At 56.2% G+C, this 18,927-nt stretch carries 13 protein-coding genes; 7 read left to right on the top strand and 6 right to left on the bottom strand.

Annotation, left to right across the window (positions count from 1 at the left end; genetic code table 11):
- The first annotated feature begins 155 nt into the window (after window positions 1–155).
- Window positions 156–2,798 carry a phosphotransferase RcsD gene (gene rcsD / locus MKZ79_RS00710; protein WP_336139209.1) on the top strand — a complete coding sequence of 881 codons (2,643 nt, stop codon included), beginning with the start codon at window positions 156–158 and terminating at the stop codon, window positions 2,796–2,798.
- A 1-nt stretch (window position 2,799) separates the two neighbouring features.
- A complete protein-coding gene (rcsB, locus tag MKZ79_RS00705; protein ID WP_336139207.1) occupies window positions 2,800–3,450 on the top strand; it encodes a response regulator transcription factor RcsB in 651 nt (216 codons plus the stop codon).
- Between the two features lie 109 nt (window positions 3,451–3,559).
- Here the strand turns inward: rcsB and rcsC are convergent, their stop codons facing one another.
- The 3 genes from rcsC to gyrA form a co-directional block, all read right to left on the bottom strand.
- Window positions 3,560–6,415, bottom strand: a complete 2,856-nt coding sequence (gene rcsC, locus MKZ79_RS00700; protein ID WP_336139204.1) for a two-component system sensor histidine kinase RcsC — start codon at window positions 6,413–6,415, stop codon at window positions 3,560–3,562.
- 66 nt (window positions 6,416–6,481) lie between these two features.
- A complete protein-coding gene (locus MKZ79_RS00695) occupies window positions 6,482–7,198 on the bottom strand; it encodes a hypothetical protein (RefSeq protein WP_336139202.1) in 717 nt (238 codons plus the stop codon).
- A gap of 152 nt (window positions 7,199–7,350) precedes the next feature.
- Window positions 7,351–9,987, bottom strand: a complete 2,637-nt coding sequence (gyrA, locus tag MKZ79_RS00690; RefSeq protein ID WP_336139200.1) for a DNA topoisomerase (ATP-hydrolyzing) subunit A — start codon at window positions 9,985–9,987, stop codon at window positions 7,351–7,353.
- Window positions 9,988–10,166: 179 nt separating this feature from the next.
- On the opposite strand from gyrA, the gene ubiG reads away from it, so the two are divergent.
- The 4 genes from ubiG (at window position 10,167) to yfaE (ending at window position 15,159) form a co-directional block, all read left to right on the top strand.
- On the top strand, window positions 10,167–10,895 hold the full coding sequence (ubiG, locus tag MKZ79_RS00685) for a bifunctional 2-polyprenyl-6-hydroxyphenol methylase/3-demethylubiquinol 3-O-methyltransferase UbiG (protein WP_336139198.1): 729 nt from the start codon (window positions 10,167–10,169) through the stop codon (window positions 10,893–10,895).
- A 505-nt stretch (window positions 10,896–11,400) separates the two neighbouring features.
- Window positions 11,401–13,686, top strand: coding sequence for a class 1a ribonucleoside-diphosphate reductase subunit alpha (nrdA, locus tag MKZ79_RS00680; protein WP_336139196.1), 2,286 nt, complete (start codon window positions 11,401–11,403; stop codon window positions 13,684–13,686).
- Window positions 13,687–13,760: 74 nt separating this feature from the next.
- Window positions 13,761–14,891 (top strand): class Ia ribonucleoside-diphosphate reductase subunit beta, encoded by a 1,131-nt coding sequence (gene nrdB, locus MKZ79_RS00675; RefSeq protein ID WP_336139194.1) that lies wholly within the window; start codon window positions 13,761–13,763, stop codon window positions 14,889–14,891.
- A gap of 1 nt (window position 14,892) precedes the next feature.
- Window positions 14,893–15,159: a class I ribonucleotide reductase maintenance protein YfaE gene (yfaE, locus tag MKZ79_RS00670; RefSeq protein WP_336139193.1), complete on the top strand. Its 267-nt coding sequence runs from the start codon at window positions 14,893–14,895 to the stop codon at window positions 15,157–15,159.
- Window positions 15,160–15,201: 42 nt separating this feature from the next.
- Here yfaE and MKZ79_RS00665 read toward each other — a convergent pair whose 3' ends face one another.
- From MKZ79_RS00665 to MKZ79_RS00655, 3 genes are all read right to left on the bottom strand, one after another.
- Window positions 15,202–15,540: a helix-turn-helix domain-containing protein gene (locus MKZ79_RS00665; RefSeq protein WP_336139192.1), complete on the bottom strand. Its 339-nt coding sequence runs from the start codon at window positions 15,538–15,540 to the stop codon at window positions 15,202–15,204.
- Window positions 15,537–15,881 (bottom strand): type II toxin-antitoxin system RelE/ParE family toxin, encoded by a 345-nt coding sequence (locus MKZ79_RS00660; protein ID WP_336139191.1) that lies wholly within the window; start codon window positions 15,879–15,881, stop codon window positions 15,537–15,539. The genes MKZ79_RS00665 and MKZ79_RS00660 overlap by 4 nt, the downstream gene beginning before the upstream one ends.
- Window positions 15,882–16,022: 141 nt before the next feature.
- The gene (locus MKZ79_RS00655) at window positions 16,023–17,216 is read right to left on the bottom strand and encodes a nicotinamide mononucleotide deamidase-related protein YfaY (protein WP_336139190.1); all 1,194 of its coding nucleotides are present in this window, start codon (window positions 17,214–17,216) and stop codon (window positions 16,023–16,025) included.
- Window positions 17,217–17,431: 215 nt separating this feature from the next.
- On the opposite strand from MKZ79_RS00655, the gene MKZ79_RS00650 reads away from it, so the two are divergent.
- Window positions 17,432–18,871 carry a catalase gene (locus MKZ79_RS00650; protein ID WP_336139188.1) on the top strand — a complete coding sequence of 480 codons (1,440 nt, stop codon included), beginning with the start codon at window positions 17,432–17,434 and terminating at the stop codon, window positions 18,869–18,871.
- Window positions 18,872–18,927: the final 56 nt, after the last annotated feature.

The following is an 18,927-nucleotide window of genomic DNA, read 5'->3' as shown; positions in this document are numbered from 1 at the left end:
ATGCGTACGCGACCGCATAACAGTTTAACTCTGCGCCAGTATGGATCGACAGAGAGTCACCGCTGTCCGCCTGCCGCGTTTTGCTGCGGCGCTTTGTCTGCAGATTGCCTATACCTGCGCCTGACTGACGGCTCGTTAACTGGGGTTACACGGCTATGAGGCCCTACAAATTTCCATTGACTTCGGGTAACGTCACGCGCTTTTTCGTGATGTTTATCCTGGTGCTGCTGCTGGCGTCCGGATTTATGATCCATAACGCGGTTAACGCGTGGCTGACCGACAAACGCTATGCGATGGCGGACATCGCCCATGTGATGCAGAAACGGATCGACGCCTATCGCTTCGCAACCTGGCAGATTTATGAAAATTTGGCGGCTAACGCGGCCGGTTCGCCGCCGAACAGCCTGCAGGAAACCCGGCTGCGTCCTGACGTCTACTATCTGGAGAAAACGCGCCGCAAAACCGAGGCGTTGATCTTCGGCTCGCACGACAGCAGCACGCTTGATATGACGCTGCGCATGTCTAACTACCTTGATACGCTGTGGGGCGCCGAGAACAATCCCTGGTCGATGTATTTTCTTAACGGCCAGGACAACAGCCTGATCCTGATTTCGACCCTGCCGTTGAAAGATATGGCGACGCGCTACAAGGACAGCGCCATCAGTTCCATCGTGGACGCGCGCCGTGCGGAGATGCTCCAGCAGGCCAACGCGCTGGACGAACGGGAAAGCTTTTCGCCGCTGCGCCGCTTTACCTGGCAGAACGATCACTACTTTACCGTGCGCACCACCTTTAATCAGCCGGGCCATCTGGCAACGGTGGTCGCCTTTGATATGCCGATCAACGATCTGATCCCGCTGAATATGCCGCTGGAGAATTTTCAGCTGAAGCAAGATGTGACCGGCACCGCCAGCACGGACGACGATGGGATGCACAGCACCACGGTCACGCTGCTTAATCCCAACGTAGAGATCGCCGCTTCGCTGGCCAGCACGCCGCTGCAGCTGGTCTATCGCGTGCCGATTCTGGGCTTGATCGCCGATACGCTGCGCAACCTGCTGTGGCCGCTGCTGGCTAACTTCGTGCTGCTGCTGCTGTCGCTGGCCGGGCTGCTGCTGCTGCGCCAGCAGTCGCTGCGCCCCAGTGAAAACCAGAGCGCCGAGCTGGAGTCGCTGCGCATTCTGAATGATGAGATTGTCGCCAGTCTGCCGGTTGGCCTGCTGGTGTATGACTTCGCCAGCAATCGCACCATTATCAGCAATAAAATAGCCGAGCATCTGCTGCCGCATCTTAATTTGCAGAAGATTATCAATATGTCCGATCAGCATCAGGGCGTACTGCAAGCGACCGTCAATAACGAGGTTTATGAGATCCGCCACGCGCGCAGCATGTTGGCGGCTAACACCCAGCTATTTATGATGCGCGACCAGGATCGCGAGCTGTTGGTGAATAAAAAGCTGCAGAAGGCGCAGCAGGTGCTGGATAAAAGCCATCAGACGCGCCAGCAGCTGCTGCAAAACCTGGGCCACGCGCTGAACCGGCCGTTGAGCAACGTTATCGACCATCTGCAGGCGATAGAGTCCGCGCAGCCGGGCGACCAGCTGGAAAACGCGGTGCAGGAAGCACAGGCGCTGCGGCGGCTGGTGGACGATATCGTGCTGCTGAACCGCCTGGAGACGCACGACTGGGCGCCGGACGCCGAAGCCTTTAATCTGCAAAGCGTGCTGGACGAGCTGGTGACGGAAGCGCTGCCTTCGCTGCGCCGTAAAGGGCTGAAGCTGGTGGTCAGCAATCGTCTGAACAGCGACGAAAACCGCTTTGGCGATCGGCGGGCGATCTATAAAATCCTCACCACACTGCTACATTACTCGATCACCAGCACCACCTGGGGCCGTATTTCCATTGAGGTCAGCCATGCCGCCGACCGGCCGGATCGTCTGGCTATCGAGATGGTGGATACCGGCGCCGGGTTGACGGTGGACGAGCTGGGTAATACCGATTTCCCTTTCCTCGGCGAAACCAGCCACGATCGTTTCGGTCAGGCTTCGGGACTGGCGTTTTTCCTCTGTAAACAGCTGTGCAAGCAGCTTGGCGGCCATCTGGAGATTGTGGCGCGTCCCGATATCGGCACGCGCTACAGCATTCAGGTTCATGCGCCTCAGGAGCATCAGCAGATTCAGGAAGAGAAGCTGCTGGAAGGGCTGACCACCTTGATTGATATCAATGTGGACGAGGTCAGGAAGATCGTGGTGCGCCAGCTGGAAAACTGGGGCGCCAGCTGTATTACGCCGGATGAGCGTTTTTCCGGCCAGGATCATGATGTGCTGGTTACAGACGATCCGGGCAGCCTGACGGCCTGGTCGCTGCTGCTGACGGATGATGAGCCAGGCTACACCGCGATTTCCCGCGATTGCTTCAGGGTGAACTTCAATATCAGCAGCGCTATGCAGGACGCTCTGCTGCAGCTTATTGAGCTTCAGCTGGCCCTGGATGAAACGGAAGAAGAGGAGGCGCCAGCGCAGCTGTTCGCGCCAGGCTATTTCCAGCTGTTTGTTGAGACAGTACCAGATGATGTAAAGAGATTGTATAATGAGGCGGCAGAAAGGGACTTGAGTTCGCTTGCTCAGACTGCGCATCGCCTGAAGGGCGTGTTTGCCATGCTTAATTTGACACCGGGCAAGCAGCTTTGTGAAACGTTAGAACAGCACATAACCGAGTGTGACAATTCAAACATTAAAAATACCACCAGTGAAATTGACCGCTACGTCAACGAACTGCTGCAGCAAGGTAACCAATAATATGAACAACCTGAACGTAATTATTGCCGATGACCATCCTATTGTTCTGTTCGGTATTCGCAAGTCACTTGAACAGATTGAATGGGTCAATGTTGTTGGTGAGTTCGAAGATTCCACAGCATTAATCAACAGCCTCTCCAGGCTGGATGCCAATGTATTGATTACCGACCTGTCGATGCCTGGTGAAAAATATGGCGACGGTATTACGCTGATTAAATATATCAAGCGCCACTACCCGGACCTGTCGATCATTGTGCTGACCATGAACAATAACCCGGCGATCCTCAGCGCCGTGCTGGACCTGGATATTGAAGGGATCGTACTGAAACAGGGCGCGCCAACCGACCTGCCGAAAGCGCTGGCCGCACTGCAGAAAGGCAAGAAGTATACGCCGGAAAGCGTGGCCAAGCTGCTGGAGAAGATCAGCGCTGGCGGCTATGGCGACAAGCGTCTCTCGCCGAAAGAGAGCGAAGTGCTGCGCCTGTTCGCCGAAGGTTTCCTGGTGACGGAGATCGCCAAGAAACTGAACCGCAGCATTAAAACCATCAGCAGCCAGAAGAAATCAGCGATGATGAAGCTTGGCGTGGACAACGATATCGCCCTGCTCAACTACCTTTCTTCCGTCAGCACCATGCCGGTTGATAAGGAGTAACAGGCCCGTCGGCTCAGGCCGACGTCTCGCGCAAAACGCCCGCAGGCGTTCTGCGCCGGTTCCGGTCTAAACCGCCTGAAGCCTGGCTTTCGCCAGGCTTTTTTATGCGCTACCCTTCCCGGCTTTTCCTGACCCGCTCCGCATAGAACGCCAGCGTCTGCTGCAGCGTATCCAGCGTAACCGGTTTCGACAGGCAATTATCCATGCCCGCTTCCATACAGCGCTGCTTCTCTTCCGCCAGCGCGTTAGCGGTCACGCCGACCACCGGGAAAGTGAGTCCCAGCTGCCGCAGCCGCTGCGTCAGGCGATAGCCGTCCATATTCGGCATATTGACGTCGGTGAGCACAATGTCGATCTCGTTGCGGCTTAACACATTCAGCGCGTCCACGCCGTCCTGCGCCGTTTTTACCCGATAGCCCAGCGAGCCAAGCTGATCGGAAAGCAGCATACGGTTGATAGGATGATCGTCCACCACCAGGATTAGAATGTCTTCGTTGGTGACGCCCTTCTCGTCCGTTTCCGGCAGCGCGGAGGACGCGTCAGGCATTTCCACCTCGACCCGATAGATGCGTCCCAGCAGCGCAGGCAGCTCATGCGGCGTAGTAGTGCCGTAGATCCAGCGTCCGGCGGAGAGCTCCTGCGGGCCGTCGTTATGGCTGCCGTCGAAGCGAATGGTGGCGCGATGCGGCTGCGAGGTCTGGAAATCGTAATCGGCAACGATAACGTCATCCGGCTCGCAGCGGCTCTGCTCCTGCAGGCGTCTGACGGTCAGGCCGTGCTCCTCCAGCAGCTTTTCCAGGAAAGCGGCCAGCGCCTCGTTGCGCAGCTCCAGCCAGCAGGTTTTTCCCTGCAGGCCATCGTGGCGCAGCGGCGTTTTCACCTTGCTGTTATAGAGCGGGATACGCACGATAAACTGGCTGCCCATGCCCGGCTCGGAATCGACTTCGATATCGCCGTCCATCATGTTGATCAGTTTTTCACAGATTGCCAGGCCCAGGCCGGTGCCCTGAAAATTACGCTGCACGCCGGTGCCAACCTGGAAAAAAGGATCGAACAGGCGCGTGATCTCTTTCGCCGGAATGCCGACGCCGGTGTCGCGCACGCGGAAAGCCAGATAGCCGTCTTTGACGTAGGCCTGCAGAATAATACCGCCGGTATGGGTAAACTTGATGGCGTTATTCAACAGGTTGGAGATCACCTGCTGCAGGCGAATCGGATCGCCATCCAGCGTCACCGGCACGTCGCTGTCGATAAAGCACCAGAGCGTCAGGCGCTTTTTCACCACCATCGCCAGGTAGTTAGAGGCAATATGGGTAATGACTTCACGCGGCGCGAACTCTCGCGGCTCAATACGCAGCTGCTCGGATTCGATTTTCGAAAAGTCGAGGATATCGCTGATGATTTTCAGCAGCAGGCTGGAGGAGTTGTTCATCGCCGTCACCAGCGACTCAACGCCCTTCGGCAGCGCCCGCGTCTGCAGCAGATCCAGGTTGCCGATAATGCCGTACAGCGGCGTGCGCAGCTCGTGGCTGACGGTAGCCAAAAACATCGATTTCGACTGGCTGGCCTGCTCCGCTGCCTGCGCCATCTCCTGCAGCGACTCCTCCATCTTCACGCGGGCTGATACATCCACCAGCACGCAGATCGCCACGTTTTCATTGCGATAGCGCGAATGAACAAAGCTGATTTGCAGATTGGTGTTGCTGCCGGTCAGCACGTCGACAAAGTTGACCTGCTGGCCGCAGATGATTTCCGTCAGCCGCTGCCGGTCTTCCTGAGTCAGCATACTCAGGTAGTTGTGCGCCAGCTCGTTGCTGAGAATATTGGTGCCGTCGCTGGTGCGCAGGATACAGATGCCGACCGGCGCCGAGGCGACGATCTTGCGGTTGAACTGCTCGTGCTCTTCCAGCCGGTGCGCGTTGTCTTCCGCCGGTAAAAACATGCGCCGCTCAAACAGCCAGGCCAGCGTGAACAGAATAATGCCGCTGATAACGTTAAGTAAAATAGCGTTGATAATCAGCATCTTCAGCTTTTCGACCATTTCGTTGGTCTGCACCGAATAGACCACGCTCAGGGAAGAAGGCGTCAGCGTTTTTTTCAATACCAGCTGTTTGTAGCCGTTGATATAGCCAAACCAGGTGCTGTCGTCAGGCAGATCGTCCAGCGACAGCCGGCTTTCAGGACGGGATGAGGTGAGCACACGCTGATTATTGGCGTCGAGCAGCATGGCGTTGACCGGGAAGCTGCCGGGAACAATTAAGTCGTCCAGCCGCAGGGTTTGCTCGATGCCCAGCAGCGCCGCCATTTTGCTGGCGACGTAAACCGGCGTCACCATATAGTAGTAACCTACGCCGGGCTGGTTGGCGGGCGCGACCCAGAAGAAGCTGCTTTTACGCTCCTCTTCATTGCCGTTGCGGTATTTCAGGATGCGTTCGTGCAGCGATTTCAGAGTGCGCTCGCGGTTGGCGGAAGCGTTGCCGACGCCGAAGTCCGCCAGGCAGAGGCTTTCGCCGCCGATAAAGAACACCCGGTTCAGCTCATAGGCGGAAGCGAAGTTGGCTTTCCAGTAGTGCAAAAAGTAGCTGAGCGACTCCAGCGAGTTGCGCCAGACGTCGCTCATCGCGCTGCAGTCAGAATCGGAATAGAGCGGATAAAACTGCGGCAGCGTGGTTTTGCCTGGAAATACGCCGTTGAGCACATCAAGGCCGTTGGCGGAAGCGTTCAGGCGGTTTTCGGCAATATACTTCAGCTCCCGTGTGACGTCGGCCGAATGGCGAACGTACCACTGCGCCTGCTCGAAGTTGGCGTTAAACTCCTGCCGCACCTGCGCCTCTTTCTCGTGCAGCACGCTAATAATGTAGAAAGTGGTCAACAGCGCGCCGAGCGTCCAGAGCATCAGCGCCAGCGCCCGGAACAGATAGCGGGAGATCCTTAACGTCGTTCTGAACGAGACTAAATATTTCAAGCGGAACCTACAGTGGCGGCTGATCGGGATAACAAATACGATCCCGCTACAGTACCGCCAGATCCGTTAAAAAGCCAGTTGCCCGTACGTCCAACGCCCTGTTTTCTCCTTAAAACCGCGTTTGCCTAAGATTTTTCTGGATGACGGTCGGAAAGGGGTTGCCGTGCGGTGAAAACACCGTTTTGCAACGCCTGCGCGGCCAGCTTTTCCGCGTATTCGTGCATACACCCCAGCGACAGCGCGATAATCTCTTCCCGGGAAGGTCTGGCGGACGGTTGCTGCGGGTTCCGCGCTTCCCTGATTTTTCTCAATAACATAGAGAGCCTCCTGCACGTATGTCTGATGATAAAGATAGCCAGCCGCCGCAGCGTGCCGGATAAGAAGACGATGATAGAGCCTGCCCAGGTTTTCACGGACGGCTACCGCTACCAGCAGCATCGGCCGATGCCGCGTAGAAAAATCCTCTATAGCTGCGCCAATCCCCTGCACCATCAACGCTTCCAGCTCGCCGCGCGTAAAGCCCATTTCGCCGTTCGGCTGAAAACGTCCGCCTTCACCCGGCCACAATAGCGCATCATGCGGATAAAAGCTCACCATCCAGGCGAAATTTTCAACATAATTTTGCGTCCAGTTTCCAGTAAAAAGAAAGTGCATCGCTTTGTGCAGCGGGTTTATCTCGACGAGATATTCTCGCGTTCTGCCGTCCCGCTTGCGGACGTTGATCAGATAGTTCTCTCCCCTGCCGGCCAGCGGCGAAAAATAGCGTCCGGCTTTAATCTGCATAGCAGCCCTCCTTGTGTGCCATGCCTGTATAGCAGCCCGCGCTGGCCGCGTCCGTTTCAGTCGCCTGGATTGCGTAGCGTCTTCCGGAATTTCTCCGACGCATAAAAAAAGGCCGGTTCACTGAACCGGCCTTCTGGCGTTAATAATCGAGGTTACTCTTCCTCGTCGCCCTCTGGCGCATCGTCTTCAATCACTTCCGGCGCGATATCATCATCGCCTTCCGCCACGCTGCCGTCGATAGCGTCCAGCTCTTCTTCCGCTACCGGTTCGGCCACGCGCTGCAGACCCACCACGTTTTCATCTTCCGCAGTACGGATCAGGATCACGCCCTGAGTGTTACGTCCCACCACGCTGACTTCAGAAACGCGGGTGCGCACCAGCGTGCCGGCGTCGGTGATCATCATGATCTGATCGCTGTCGACAACCTGAACCGCGCCGATAACCGGGCCGTTGCGCTCGGTTACTTTGATGGAGATCACGCCCTGCGTCGCACGCGACTTGGTCGGATACTCGCTGTTGGCAGTACGCTTACCGTAGCCGTTCTGCGTTACCGTCAGGATAGCGCCATCGTCACGAGGCACGATCAGCGACACCACGCGGTCGCCTTCCGCCAGCTTGATGCCGCGCACGCCCGATGCCGTACGACCCATCGCGCGAACTGCGCTCTCGGCAAAGCGCACCACTTTACCCGCAGCGGAGAAGAGCATCGCCTCATCGTTGCCGTTGGTCAGCGCCACGCCGATCAGTTCGTCATCTTCACGCAGGTTGACGGCGATAATACCGGCGCTGCGTGGACGGCTGAACTCGGTCAGCGCGGTTTTCTTCACGGTGCCGCTGGCGGTCGCCATAAAGATGTTCCAGCCTTCCGCGTACTCGCGCACCGGCAGGATCGCCGTGATACGCTCGTTCGCTTCCAGCGGCAGCAGGTTGACGATTGGGCGTCCACGCGCGCCACGGCTCGCTTCCGGCAGCTGATAGACTTTCATCCAGTAGAGACGGCCACGGCTGGAGAAGCAGAGGATCGTATCGTGGGTATTGGCCACCAGCAGGCGGTCGATAAAGTCCTCTTCCTTGATGCGCGCCGCCGACTTACCTTTGCCGCCACGACGCTGCGCTTCATAATCCGACAGCGGCTGATACTTGACGTAACCCTGGTGAGACAGCGTCACGACCACGTCTTCCTGGTTGATCAGATCTTCGATATTGATATCGGCGCTGTTGGCGGTGATCTCCGTGCGGCGCTTGTCGCCAAACTGATCGCGGATCAGCTCCAACTCCTCGCGGATCACTTCCATCAGGCGCTCAGCGCTTTCCAGAATGTGGATCAGCTCGGCAATCTGCTCCAGCAGCTCTTTGTACTCGTCCAGCAGCTTTTCGTGCTCCAGACCGGTCAGCTTCTGCAGACGCAAATCCAGAATCGCCTGCGCCTGCTGTTCGGTCAGGTAGTACTGACCGTCGCGGATGCCGAACTCTTCTTCCAGCCACTCCGGACGCGCGGCGTTGTCGCCCGCGCGCTCCAGCATGGCGGAGACGTTGCCCAGCTCCCACGGACGCGCCACCAGGCCCGCTTTCGCTTCCGACGGCGTCGGCGCGCGGCGGATCAGCTCGATAATAGGATCGATATTGGCCAGCGCAATCGCCAGCGCCTCAAGGATATGCGCACGATCGCGCGCCTTGCGCAGCTCAAAGATAGTGCGGCGCGTTACCACTTCGCGGCGGTGGCGCACAAAGGCTTCCAGAATATCCTTCAGCGGCATAATCTTCGGCTGGCCCTGATGCAGCGCCACCATGTTGATGCCGAACGAGGTTTGTAGCTGGGTCAGCGAGTAGAGGTTGTTGAGCACTACTTCGCCGACCGCATCGCGTTTGACCTCAACCACGATGCGCATCCCGTCTTTATCGGACTCGTCGCGCAGCGCGCTGATCCCTTCCAGACGCTTCTCTTTCACCAGCTCCGCCATCTTCTCGATCAGGCGGGCTTTGTTGACCTGATAAGGAATTTCATGGATGACGATGGTTTCACGGCCGGTTTTGGCGTCCACTTCCACTTCGCCGCGCGCGCGGATATAAATTTTTCCGCGCCCGGTGCGGTAGGCTTCTTCGATACCGCGGCGACCGTTGATGATGGCAGCAGTCGGGAAATCCGGCCCCGGAATGTGCTCCATCAGCCCTTCGATGCTGATGTTTTCATCTTCGATATAGGCCAGGCAACCGTTGATCACTTCCGTCAGGTTGTGCGGCGGAATGTTAGTCGCCATGCCCACGGCGATGCCCGACGAGCCGTTAACCAGCAGGTTGGGGATTTTGGTCGGCATGACTTCCGGGATCTGCTCGGTGCCGTCGTAGTTCGGCACGTAGTCGACGGTCTCTTTTTCCAGATCCGCCAGCAGTTCATGGGCGATTTTGGACATGCGCACTTCGGTATAACGCATTGCCGCGGCGGAGTCGCCGTCAACGGAACCGAAGTTGCCCTGGCCATCAACCAGCATATAACGCAGCGAGAACGGCTGCGCCATACGCACGATGGTGTCATAAACGGCGGTATCGCCGTGCGGGTGATATTTACCAATGACGTCGCCGACAACGCGGGCAGACTTTTTATAAGGTTTATTCCAGTCATTGCCCAGCACGTTCATGGCGTAGAGCACGCGACGGTGTACTGGCTTCAGGCCATCGCGGACGTCCGGCAATGCACGGCCAACGATGACCGACATGGCATAATCAAGGTAAGAGTTCTTTAGCTCTTCTTCGATATTGACCGGTGTGATTTCTCTGGCCAGGTCACTCATGGAGGCGCTTTCCTTCTAAATTATACCCGGATTTAAAGGTGCGAAAGTATATCACCTTTAGGCCTCGTGGTGAACGGAAAGCGTCGTTGCCGGCGCTTTAATCCCGCGCTTTTATCCTGTCGGCCGCTCGCCTGCGGAAAGATGTATAATGAAGCCAAACTTCCAGGGAGTAACAAACAATGAAGGCAGAGCAAAACAGCGCCACGGCTAACGTGGATCATCAGGAAATTGCCAAGTTCGAGGCGGTCGCTTCGCGCTGGTGGGATCTGGAAGGCGAGTTTAAACCGCTGCACCGTATCAACCCGCTGCGTCTTGGCTATATCGCCCAGCACAGCGACGGCCTGTTCGGTAAAAAGGTGCTGGACGTCGGCTGCGGCGGCGGCATTCTGGCGGAAAGCATGGCGCGTGAAGGCGCCGAGGTCACCGGTCTCGATATGGGCGCCGAGCCGCTGGAGATCGCTCGCCTGCACGCGCTGGAAAGCGGCGTTAAGGTCGATTACGTGCAGCAAACCGTTGAAGAGCACGCGGAGCAGTTCGCCGGACAGTATGACGTGGTGACCTGTATGGAGATGCTGGAGCACGTGCCGGATCCACGTTCCGTGGTGCACGCCTGCGCGAAGCTGGTGAAGCCCGGCGGCGAGGTGTTCTTTTCGACGCTAAACCGCAACAGCAAATCCTGGCTGATGGCGATCGTCGGCGCGGAGTATGTATTGCGTATGGTGCCGCGCGGCACGCACGATATCAAAAAATTTATCCGTCCTGGCGAGCTGCTGAACTGGGTGGATGAAACGCCGCTGCGCGAGCGTCATATCATTGGCCTGCACTACAATCCGCTGACCAATAAATTCAAACTGGCGCCCGGCGTCGACGTTAACTATATGGTGCATACGCACTCTCCGGCGAAGTAAATCCGCCTTCCTTAAGCGTCGGACGCGGCGCTTAAGGGAAATTACCTTAAGCTTCCGCGCCCTTTTCCCCATCAGCTGCCGTCATACGATTTTTTTATTCTTTGCTGAGACGTTATTACGCTCTCTTAAGCGCTTTTTTTCGCCGCCCGCCAGGACTTTTTCGCTATCTGAAGTATACTTTTTGCGCAAAAAAAATCATGTAGTTTCAACGCTGGACAATAAAGCCGCTGTCAGCATTTTTTTGAAATTTTTTTCCCTGATGTTGACAAGGACCTGGAGCCTTGAGAAACGCGGACTTAGGAAAATTCCCTCTTAGCGATCAGTAAAATCGCCGCTTCGTCAAGCCTTGTTAAGCGCGCAGAAATTACTAGAATAACCACCATATTGTTATCAATACTTCGCCTACCCCCTATATATAGTGTTTATCCACAGAGTTACTCACATCTGAGCAGTCTGTGTATAAACGGGGGATATTTTCGATCTCACGGACAGGATAAACCGCCACATGAATCAGAGCCTGCTTGTCACAAAACGCGATGGCCGTACCGAACGCATCAATCTGGATAAAATCCACCGCGTGCTTGACTGGGCTGCAGAAGGGCTGCAAAACGTTTCCGTCTCTCAGGTTGAACTGCGTTCCCATATCCAGTTTTACGAAGGCATCAAGACCTCCGATATCCACGAGACGATCATCAAATCCGCTGCGGACCTGATCTCCCGCGACGCGCCGGACTACCAGTATATGGCCGCGCGCCTGGCTATTTTCCACCTGCGTAAGAAAGCCTATGGCCAGTTCGAGCCGCCAAAGCTCTACGATCAGGTAAAACGCATGGTCGATCTGGGCAAATACGATCGTCACCTGCTGGAAGATTACAGCGCGGAAGAGTTCGAGCTGATGGATGGTTTTATCGACCACTGGCGCGATATGAACTTCTCCTACGCCGCCGTCAAGCAGCTGGAAGGCAAATATCTGGTGCAGAACCGCGTTAGCGGCGATATCTACGAGAGCGCGCAGTTCCTCTATATTCTGGTGGCAGCCTGCCTGTTCTCCGGCTATCCGCGCGAAACGCGTCTGGACTACGTAAAACGTTTTTACGACGCGATCTCCACCTTTAAAATCTCGCTGCCGACGCCGATTATGTCCGGCGTGCGTACGCCAACCCGCCAGTTCAGCTCCTGCGTGCTGATCGAGTGCGGCGACAGCCTGGATTCTATCAACGCGACCTCCAGCGCCATCGTGAAGTATGTTTCCCAGCGCGCCGGCATCGGCATCAACGCTGGCCGCATTCGCGCGCTGGGCAGCCCGATCCGTGGCGGCGAAGCTTTCCATACCGGCTGCATCCCTTTCTACAAACATTTCCAGACCGCGGTGAAGTCCTGCTCGCAGGGCGGTGTGCGCGGTGGCGCGGCGACGCTGTTCTACCCGATGTGGCATCTGGAAGTGGAAAGCCTGCTGGTGCTGAAAAACAACCGCGGCGTGGAAGGCAACCGCGTACGTCATATGGATTACGGCGTGCAGATCAACAAGCTGATGTACACCCGTCTGCTGAAGGGCGAAGAGATCACCCTGTTCAGCCCGTCTGACGTGCCTGGCCTGTACGACGCGTTCTTTGCCGATCAGGATGAGTTCGAGCGCCTGTACACCAAATATGAGAAAGACGACAGCATCCGCAAGCAGCGCGTGAAGGCCGTAGACCTCTTCTCCCTGATGATGCAGGAACGCGCTTCCACCGGTCGTATCTATATTCAGAACGTCGACCACTGCAACACCCACAGCCCGTTCGATCCGGCTATCGCGCCTGTTCGCCAGTCAAACCTCTGCCTGGAGATCGCGCTACCGACCAAACCGCTGATGGACGTCAACGACGAGAACGGCGAAATCGCGCTCTGTACGCTGTCCGCCTTTAACCTGGGCGCCATCGAGAGCCTGGACGATCTGCAGGAGCTGGCGACGCTGGCGGTACGCGCGCTGGATGCGCTGCTGGACTATCAGGATTACCCAATCCCGGCCGCCAAACGCGGCGCGATGGGCCGTCGTACGCTGGGTATCGGCGTAATCAACTTCGCCTACTATCTGGCGAAGCACGGCGTGCGCTACTCCGACGGCAGCGCCAACAACCTGACGCACAAGACTTTCGAAGCAATTCAGTATTACCTGCTGAAAGCCTCTAACGAGCTGGCGCAGGAGCAAGGCGCCTGCCCGTGGTTCAATGAAACCACCTATGCGCAGGGCATTCTGCCGATCGATACCTACAAGAAAGATCTGGACGCGATCAGCGACGAGCCGCTGCACCTGAACTGGGAAGCGCTGCGCGAGGCGATCAAAACGCACGGCCTGCGCAACTCTACGCTCTCCGCGCTGATGCCGTCAGAGACTTCTTCGCAGATCTCCAACGCCACCAACGGTATCGAGCCGCCACGTGGTCATATCAGCATCAAGGCTTCCAAAGACGGCATTCTGCGTCAGGTGGTGCCGGAGTATGAGCGCCTGAAAGATCAGTATGAGCTGCTGTGGGATATGCCGAACAACGACGGCTATCTGCAGCTGGTCGGCCTGATGCAGAAGTTTATCGATCAGGCGATTTCGTCGAACACCAACTACGATCCGACGCGCTTCGCCAACGGTCGCGTGCCGATGAAGCAGCTGCTGAAAGATCTGCTGACCGCCTATAAGTTCGGCGTGAAAACGCTTTACTACCAGAACACCCGCGACGGCGCGGAAGATGCCCAGGACGACCTGGCGCCATCCATTCAGGATGACGGCTGCGAAAGCGGCGCCTGCAAGATTTAACGCAAGCGGGGCGAGCTTCGCCCCCTGATTATGTGTCGGGTCGGTTTCGCCGACCCTCTTCACTGGATAATGTCATGGCTTACACCACGTTCTCGCAAAATAAAAACGACCAGCTGAACGAACCGATGTTTTTCGGCCAGCCGGTTAACGTCGCCCGCTACGACCAGCAGAAATACGCGATTTTTGAAAAGCTAATCGAAAAGCAGCTCTCCTTTTTCTGGCGTCCGGAAGAAGTGGACGTATCGCGCGACCGCATCGACTATCAGGGTCTGCCGGATCACGAAAAGCATATTTTTATCAGCAACCTGAAGTATCAGACGCTGCTGGACTCTATTCAGGGCCGCAGCCCGAACGTGGCACTGCTGCCGCTGATTTCGATCCCCGAGCTGGAAACTTGGGTCGAAACCTGGGCGTTTTCTGAAACCATCCACTCGCGCTCCTATACCCATATCATCCGCAATATCGTTAACGATCCGGCGCTGGTGTTCGACGATATCGTTACCAACGAGCAGATCCTGTCGCGCGCCAAAGATATCTCCGGCTACTACGACGATCTGATCGAGATGACCAACTACTGGCATCTGCTGGGCGAAGGCACGCACCAGGTCAACGGCAAAACCGTCACCGTTAATCTCCGCGAGCTGAAAAAGCAACTTTATATCTGCCTGATGAGCGTTAACGCGCTGGAAGCGATCCGTTTCTACGTCAGCTTCGCCTGCTCTTTTGCTTTCGCCGAGCGCGAGCTGATGGAAGGCAACGCCAAAATCATCCGCCTGATCGCCCGCGACGAAGCGCTGCACCTGACCGGCACTCAGCATATGCTGAACCTGCTCAGAAGCGGCGAAGACGATCCGGAGATGGCGGAAATCGCCAAAGAGTGCCAGCAGGAGTGCTATGACCTGTTCGTGCTGGCGGCGCAGCAGGAGAAAGAGTGGGCGGAATATCTGTTCCGCGACGGCTCGATGATTGGCCTGAACAAAGATATTCTCTGCCAGTATATCGAGTACATCACCAATATCCGCATGAACGCGGTGGGCCTGGAGCTGCCGTTTAAAACCCGCTCGAACCCGATTCCGTGGATCAACTCCTGGCTGGTCTCCGATAACGTGCAGGTGGCGCCGCAGGAAGTGGAAGTGAGCTCCTATCTGGTTGGCCAGATCGACTCCGAAGTGGGCGAAAACGATTTCGACGACTTCCAGCTGTAGTATGCGAACCTTTATTACCCTCAGCGCCTGCGGCACGCGCCTGGAGTGCGCTGAGGATCACCCTAACCTGCTGACCACGCTGGAAGCCCATAACCATCAGGTGGAGTTTCAGTGTCGCGAAGGCTACTGCGGCTCCTGCCGTATACGGCTGGTAAAAGGTGAAGTCAGCTACGCGGAGAAACCGCTGGCCTTTGTGCAGCCGGGCGAGATCTTGCCCTGCTGCTGCAAGGCTAAGGGCGATATTGAGATCGAATTCCTGCATATTTAGCGAAAACAGTAAATCCGTACCCATAAGGGATACGGATTTTTTTTATTCGATGACCAGCCGAACTTTTTTGCCGATATTGCTCAACATACTGACCAGCGCATCGAGCGTGAAAAGATGCGTTTTTTTATTAACCACATCCGACACGCGCGGGCGCGATACCTGTAGCATCTTTGCCGCAATTTCCTGTTTGTAATCGTGCTCGGCGATCCAGCGTGCTATCTCCGTCATCATTTGCTGCTTCATCTCTTTGGTGCGCGCAATGTCAGCTTGCGACTGCGCCAGCAGCGAAGCGGCCTCTTCAGGCGCAAAGCCGAGATCGGCGAAAACGTTGCCGTCGGCTTTAGTGAGATGACGGGACTTAGTATCAATTTTATCGCTCATCTTTTTTTACTCCTTTCCGCAATCACGCCTTTATAGCGGGCTTCGATAATGCCTTTATCTTCCTTACTGGTCTTTTGCGATTTCTTTTGAAAGCTGTGCAGCACGTAAACAGCCTCGTCAAACTTAACAATGCAGACTACGCGAAACGCATTCGTCTTTTCTTCGAGGCGGATTTCGATAATCCCTGCACCCCATCTGTTTATCCATTTATAATTGGTTGGTAATTCGCCATTTTGTAATCTGTGTAGCTCGAAACCTGCCGTTTTTTTTGCTGCATCCGGAAAAGTGAGAAGATCTTCGTAAGAAGATCCACGCCAATCGATATCCTTTTCTTTTTCCATCGGCATGCTCCCTTTGCTGATTTGTACAAAATTTTATACAAACCCAGCCGGATCGGCAAGACGTTTTTGTCTGTTATTTATCCTTGCCTGCTGTCGCTAATACGCCAGCAGGCTATGAAAAAATTTTTAAATTACTGATAGTTAATAAGAACGCGTTTCCACTACATCTATCCAGCCGTGGCCGCCCGCAACTTCCAGGCCATCCATCCAGCGGCGCAGCATATTCAGCGCCATCATCGCTACTACATCCTGCCGCGCCTTCAGGCCGTGACGGCTGTTGCTGAATTTCACCCGCTGCGCCAGGCTGCCTTGCGGCGTATGCAGAGCAAAGCTTAAGTGATTCTCTTTTTCGCCGCCGATCGCCAGCGCCAGATCGGCGTCGCCTGCCGCCAGCTGCCGCGCGCGCTGCATCAGCTCATCCAGGCTCTCTTCCTGCGCGGGCAGCACGTTGCCCGCCGCCAGCGGCGCCTCTACGGAAGCGAGCTGGTACTGCACCAGTCCTGAGGTAAACTGCTCGCTCACGGCAAGCCGATAATTCTGCTCTTTAAGGCGGCGCGACAGCTGCGCGGGCAGTCCTTCCCTGCCTTCGAAAATAATGCTTTCACCCGCGATAGCGCGCACCTGCTGCCAGAACTGCTCCATTTCAGGCAGCTTTGATTTCGGGCCGTTGAGCTTGAGTTCAATAATGGGCATTGAAGCGCGATAGCCCATCACCACGCCTTCCGGCAACGGTAGCGGTTCGATCGCCGAAGCCAGATCGCTTTCGCCGCGACCAAAGGTAGTCAGACGCAGGCACACTGGCGAATCGGCTATCGGGAAGCGCGCTTTCAGGCGCGGAAGAATCTGCTGCTCGACCATCATTTTGTATTCCGACGGCACGCCGGGCGTAAAAAAAATCCAGCAGCGGTTAAGCTCCATCGCAAAGCCACAGGCTGTGCCAATGGGATTGTCGATCATCTCCGCGCCCGCCGGGATTTCCGCCTGCTTGCGGTTGCTGTCGGCCATTTTGCGGCCGCGGCTGGCGAAAAAGGCTGTCATTTTCTCCAGCCAGGCTTCCTGCATCACCAAACCGACGCCCGCCGCTTTCGCCGCCGCCGCCGCGCTTAAATCGTCGCTGGTCGGCCCAAGGCCGCCGTTGACGATCAGCACGTCCGCCACTTTACTGCGTTCGGTCAGTACGCTGACCAGCTCTTCCATACTATCGCCCACGGTCTGGCGGCTGGTCATCGGCAATCCCTGCTCAAACAGCAGCTCCGCCAGCCATGCCGCATTGGTATCCACAATTTGTCCGTGCAGTACTTCGTCGCCCGTGGACAGCATTTCCACTCTGATCATGAGATTCTCCGAATCGTTCAGTATTATTTAACTGTATGAAGCTTCAGCAGAAATTACAACGTGATTTCTTATCAGAATAGCGAATGACAGCAATAGCTAAGGCCAGATTGCCGTGGATCACGCCACAGGCGCAAAATAGCCCATACAATAGCCAGAGCCGATTAAAAATATATTTTTGAAAGGTAAACCTTCAGTTAATAAGGATGCGTGATCAGATGACGAAAAAAGGTCTCACCACCGCCGCAGGCGCGCCTGTTGCCCATAATAATAATGTAATGACCGCCGGACGTCGCGGCCCTATGCTGCTGCAGGATGTCTGGTTTCTGGAAAAACTGGCCCATTTCGACCGCGAAGTGATCCCTGAGCGTCGTATGCACGCCAAAGGATCCGGCGCCTACGGCACCTTTACCGTCACCCAGGATATCACTCGTTTCAGCCGTGCGAAGATCTTCTCTGAAATCGGCAAGAAAACCGACCTGTTTATGCGCTTTTCTACCGTGGCAGGCGAGCGCGGCGGCGCCGATGCCGAACGAGATATTCGCGGCTTTTCGCTGAAATTTTATACTGAAGAAGGCAACTGGGATCTGGTCGGCAACAATACGCCGGTATTTTATCTGCGCGATCCGCTGAAGTTTCCCGATCTTAACCACGTCGTAAAACGCGACCCGCGCACCAACCTGCGCAATCCGACCTATAAATGGGATTTCTTCTCCCAGCTGCCGGAATCCCTGCACCAGTTGACCATCGACTTCAGCGACCGCGGCCTGCCGCTCTCCTACCGGCATATTCACGGCTTCGGCAGCCATACCTACAGCTTTATCAACGACAATCAGGAGCGCTTCTGGGTTAAATTCCATATGCGCAGCGAGCAGGGCATTCAGAACCTGATGGATGACGAAGCCGCGCAGCTGATCGGACGCGATCGCGAAAGTTCTCAGCGCGATCTTTTCGATTCGATCGAGCAAGGCAATTTCCCGCGCTGGAAATTTTTCGTGCAGATTATGCCGGAAGCGGAAGCTTCCTCCACGCCTTATAATCCTTTCGATTTAACCAAAGTCTGGCCGCACGCCGACTATCCGCTGATTGAAGTGGGTGAGTTTGAGCTAAACCGTAACCCGGACAACTATTTCGCTGAGGTTGAGCAGGTGGCGATGAGCCCGGCTAACGTGGTGCCGGGTATCGGCTTCTCGCCAGACCGGATGCTGCAGGGCCGCCTCTTCTCTTATGGCGACGCGCACCGCTATCGCCTGGGCGTCAACCACCATCAGATCCCGGTGAACGCGCCGAAGTGTCCTTTCCACAACTATCACCGCGACGGCGCAATGCGCGTGGACGGCAACAGCGGCAACGGCGCGACCTATGAGCCAAACAGCTTCAACGTTTTCCAGGAGCAGCCGGATTTCAGCGAGCCACCGCTGTCGCTGGAAGGCGCGGCCGACCACTGGAACCATCGCGAAGACGAGGATTATTTCACCCAGCCACGCGCGCTGTTCAACCTGCTGAGCGAAGAAGAGCATCAACGGATGTTCCGTCGTATCGCTGGCGAGCTGCGCCAGATCCCGGAATTTATCCAGCAGCGTCAGATCGCGCTGTTCTATCAGGTGCATCCTGCCTATGGCGCCGGTGTGGAAAAAGCGCTGAAAGAAGCCGAATAACGCTTCTGCTTTAAGGTGAATGACAAGGCGCAGGCTCCGCGAGTCTGTGCCTTTTT

Origin of the sequence: Erwinia sp. CGal63, from assembly GCF_037026505.1 — a bacterium.
In the GTDB taxonomy this organism is placed as follows: Bacteria; Pseudomonadota; Gammaproteobacteria; order Enterobacterales; family Enterobacteriaceae; genus Erwinia.
This window is presented reverse-complemented; position numbering and strand designations above follow the sequence as displayed.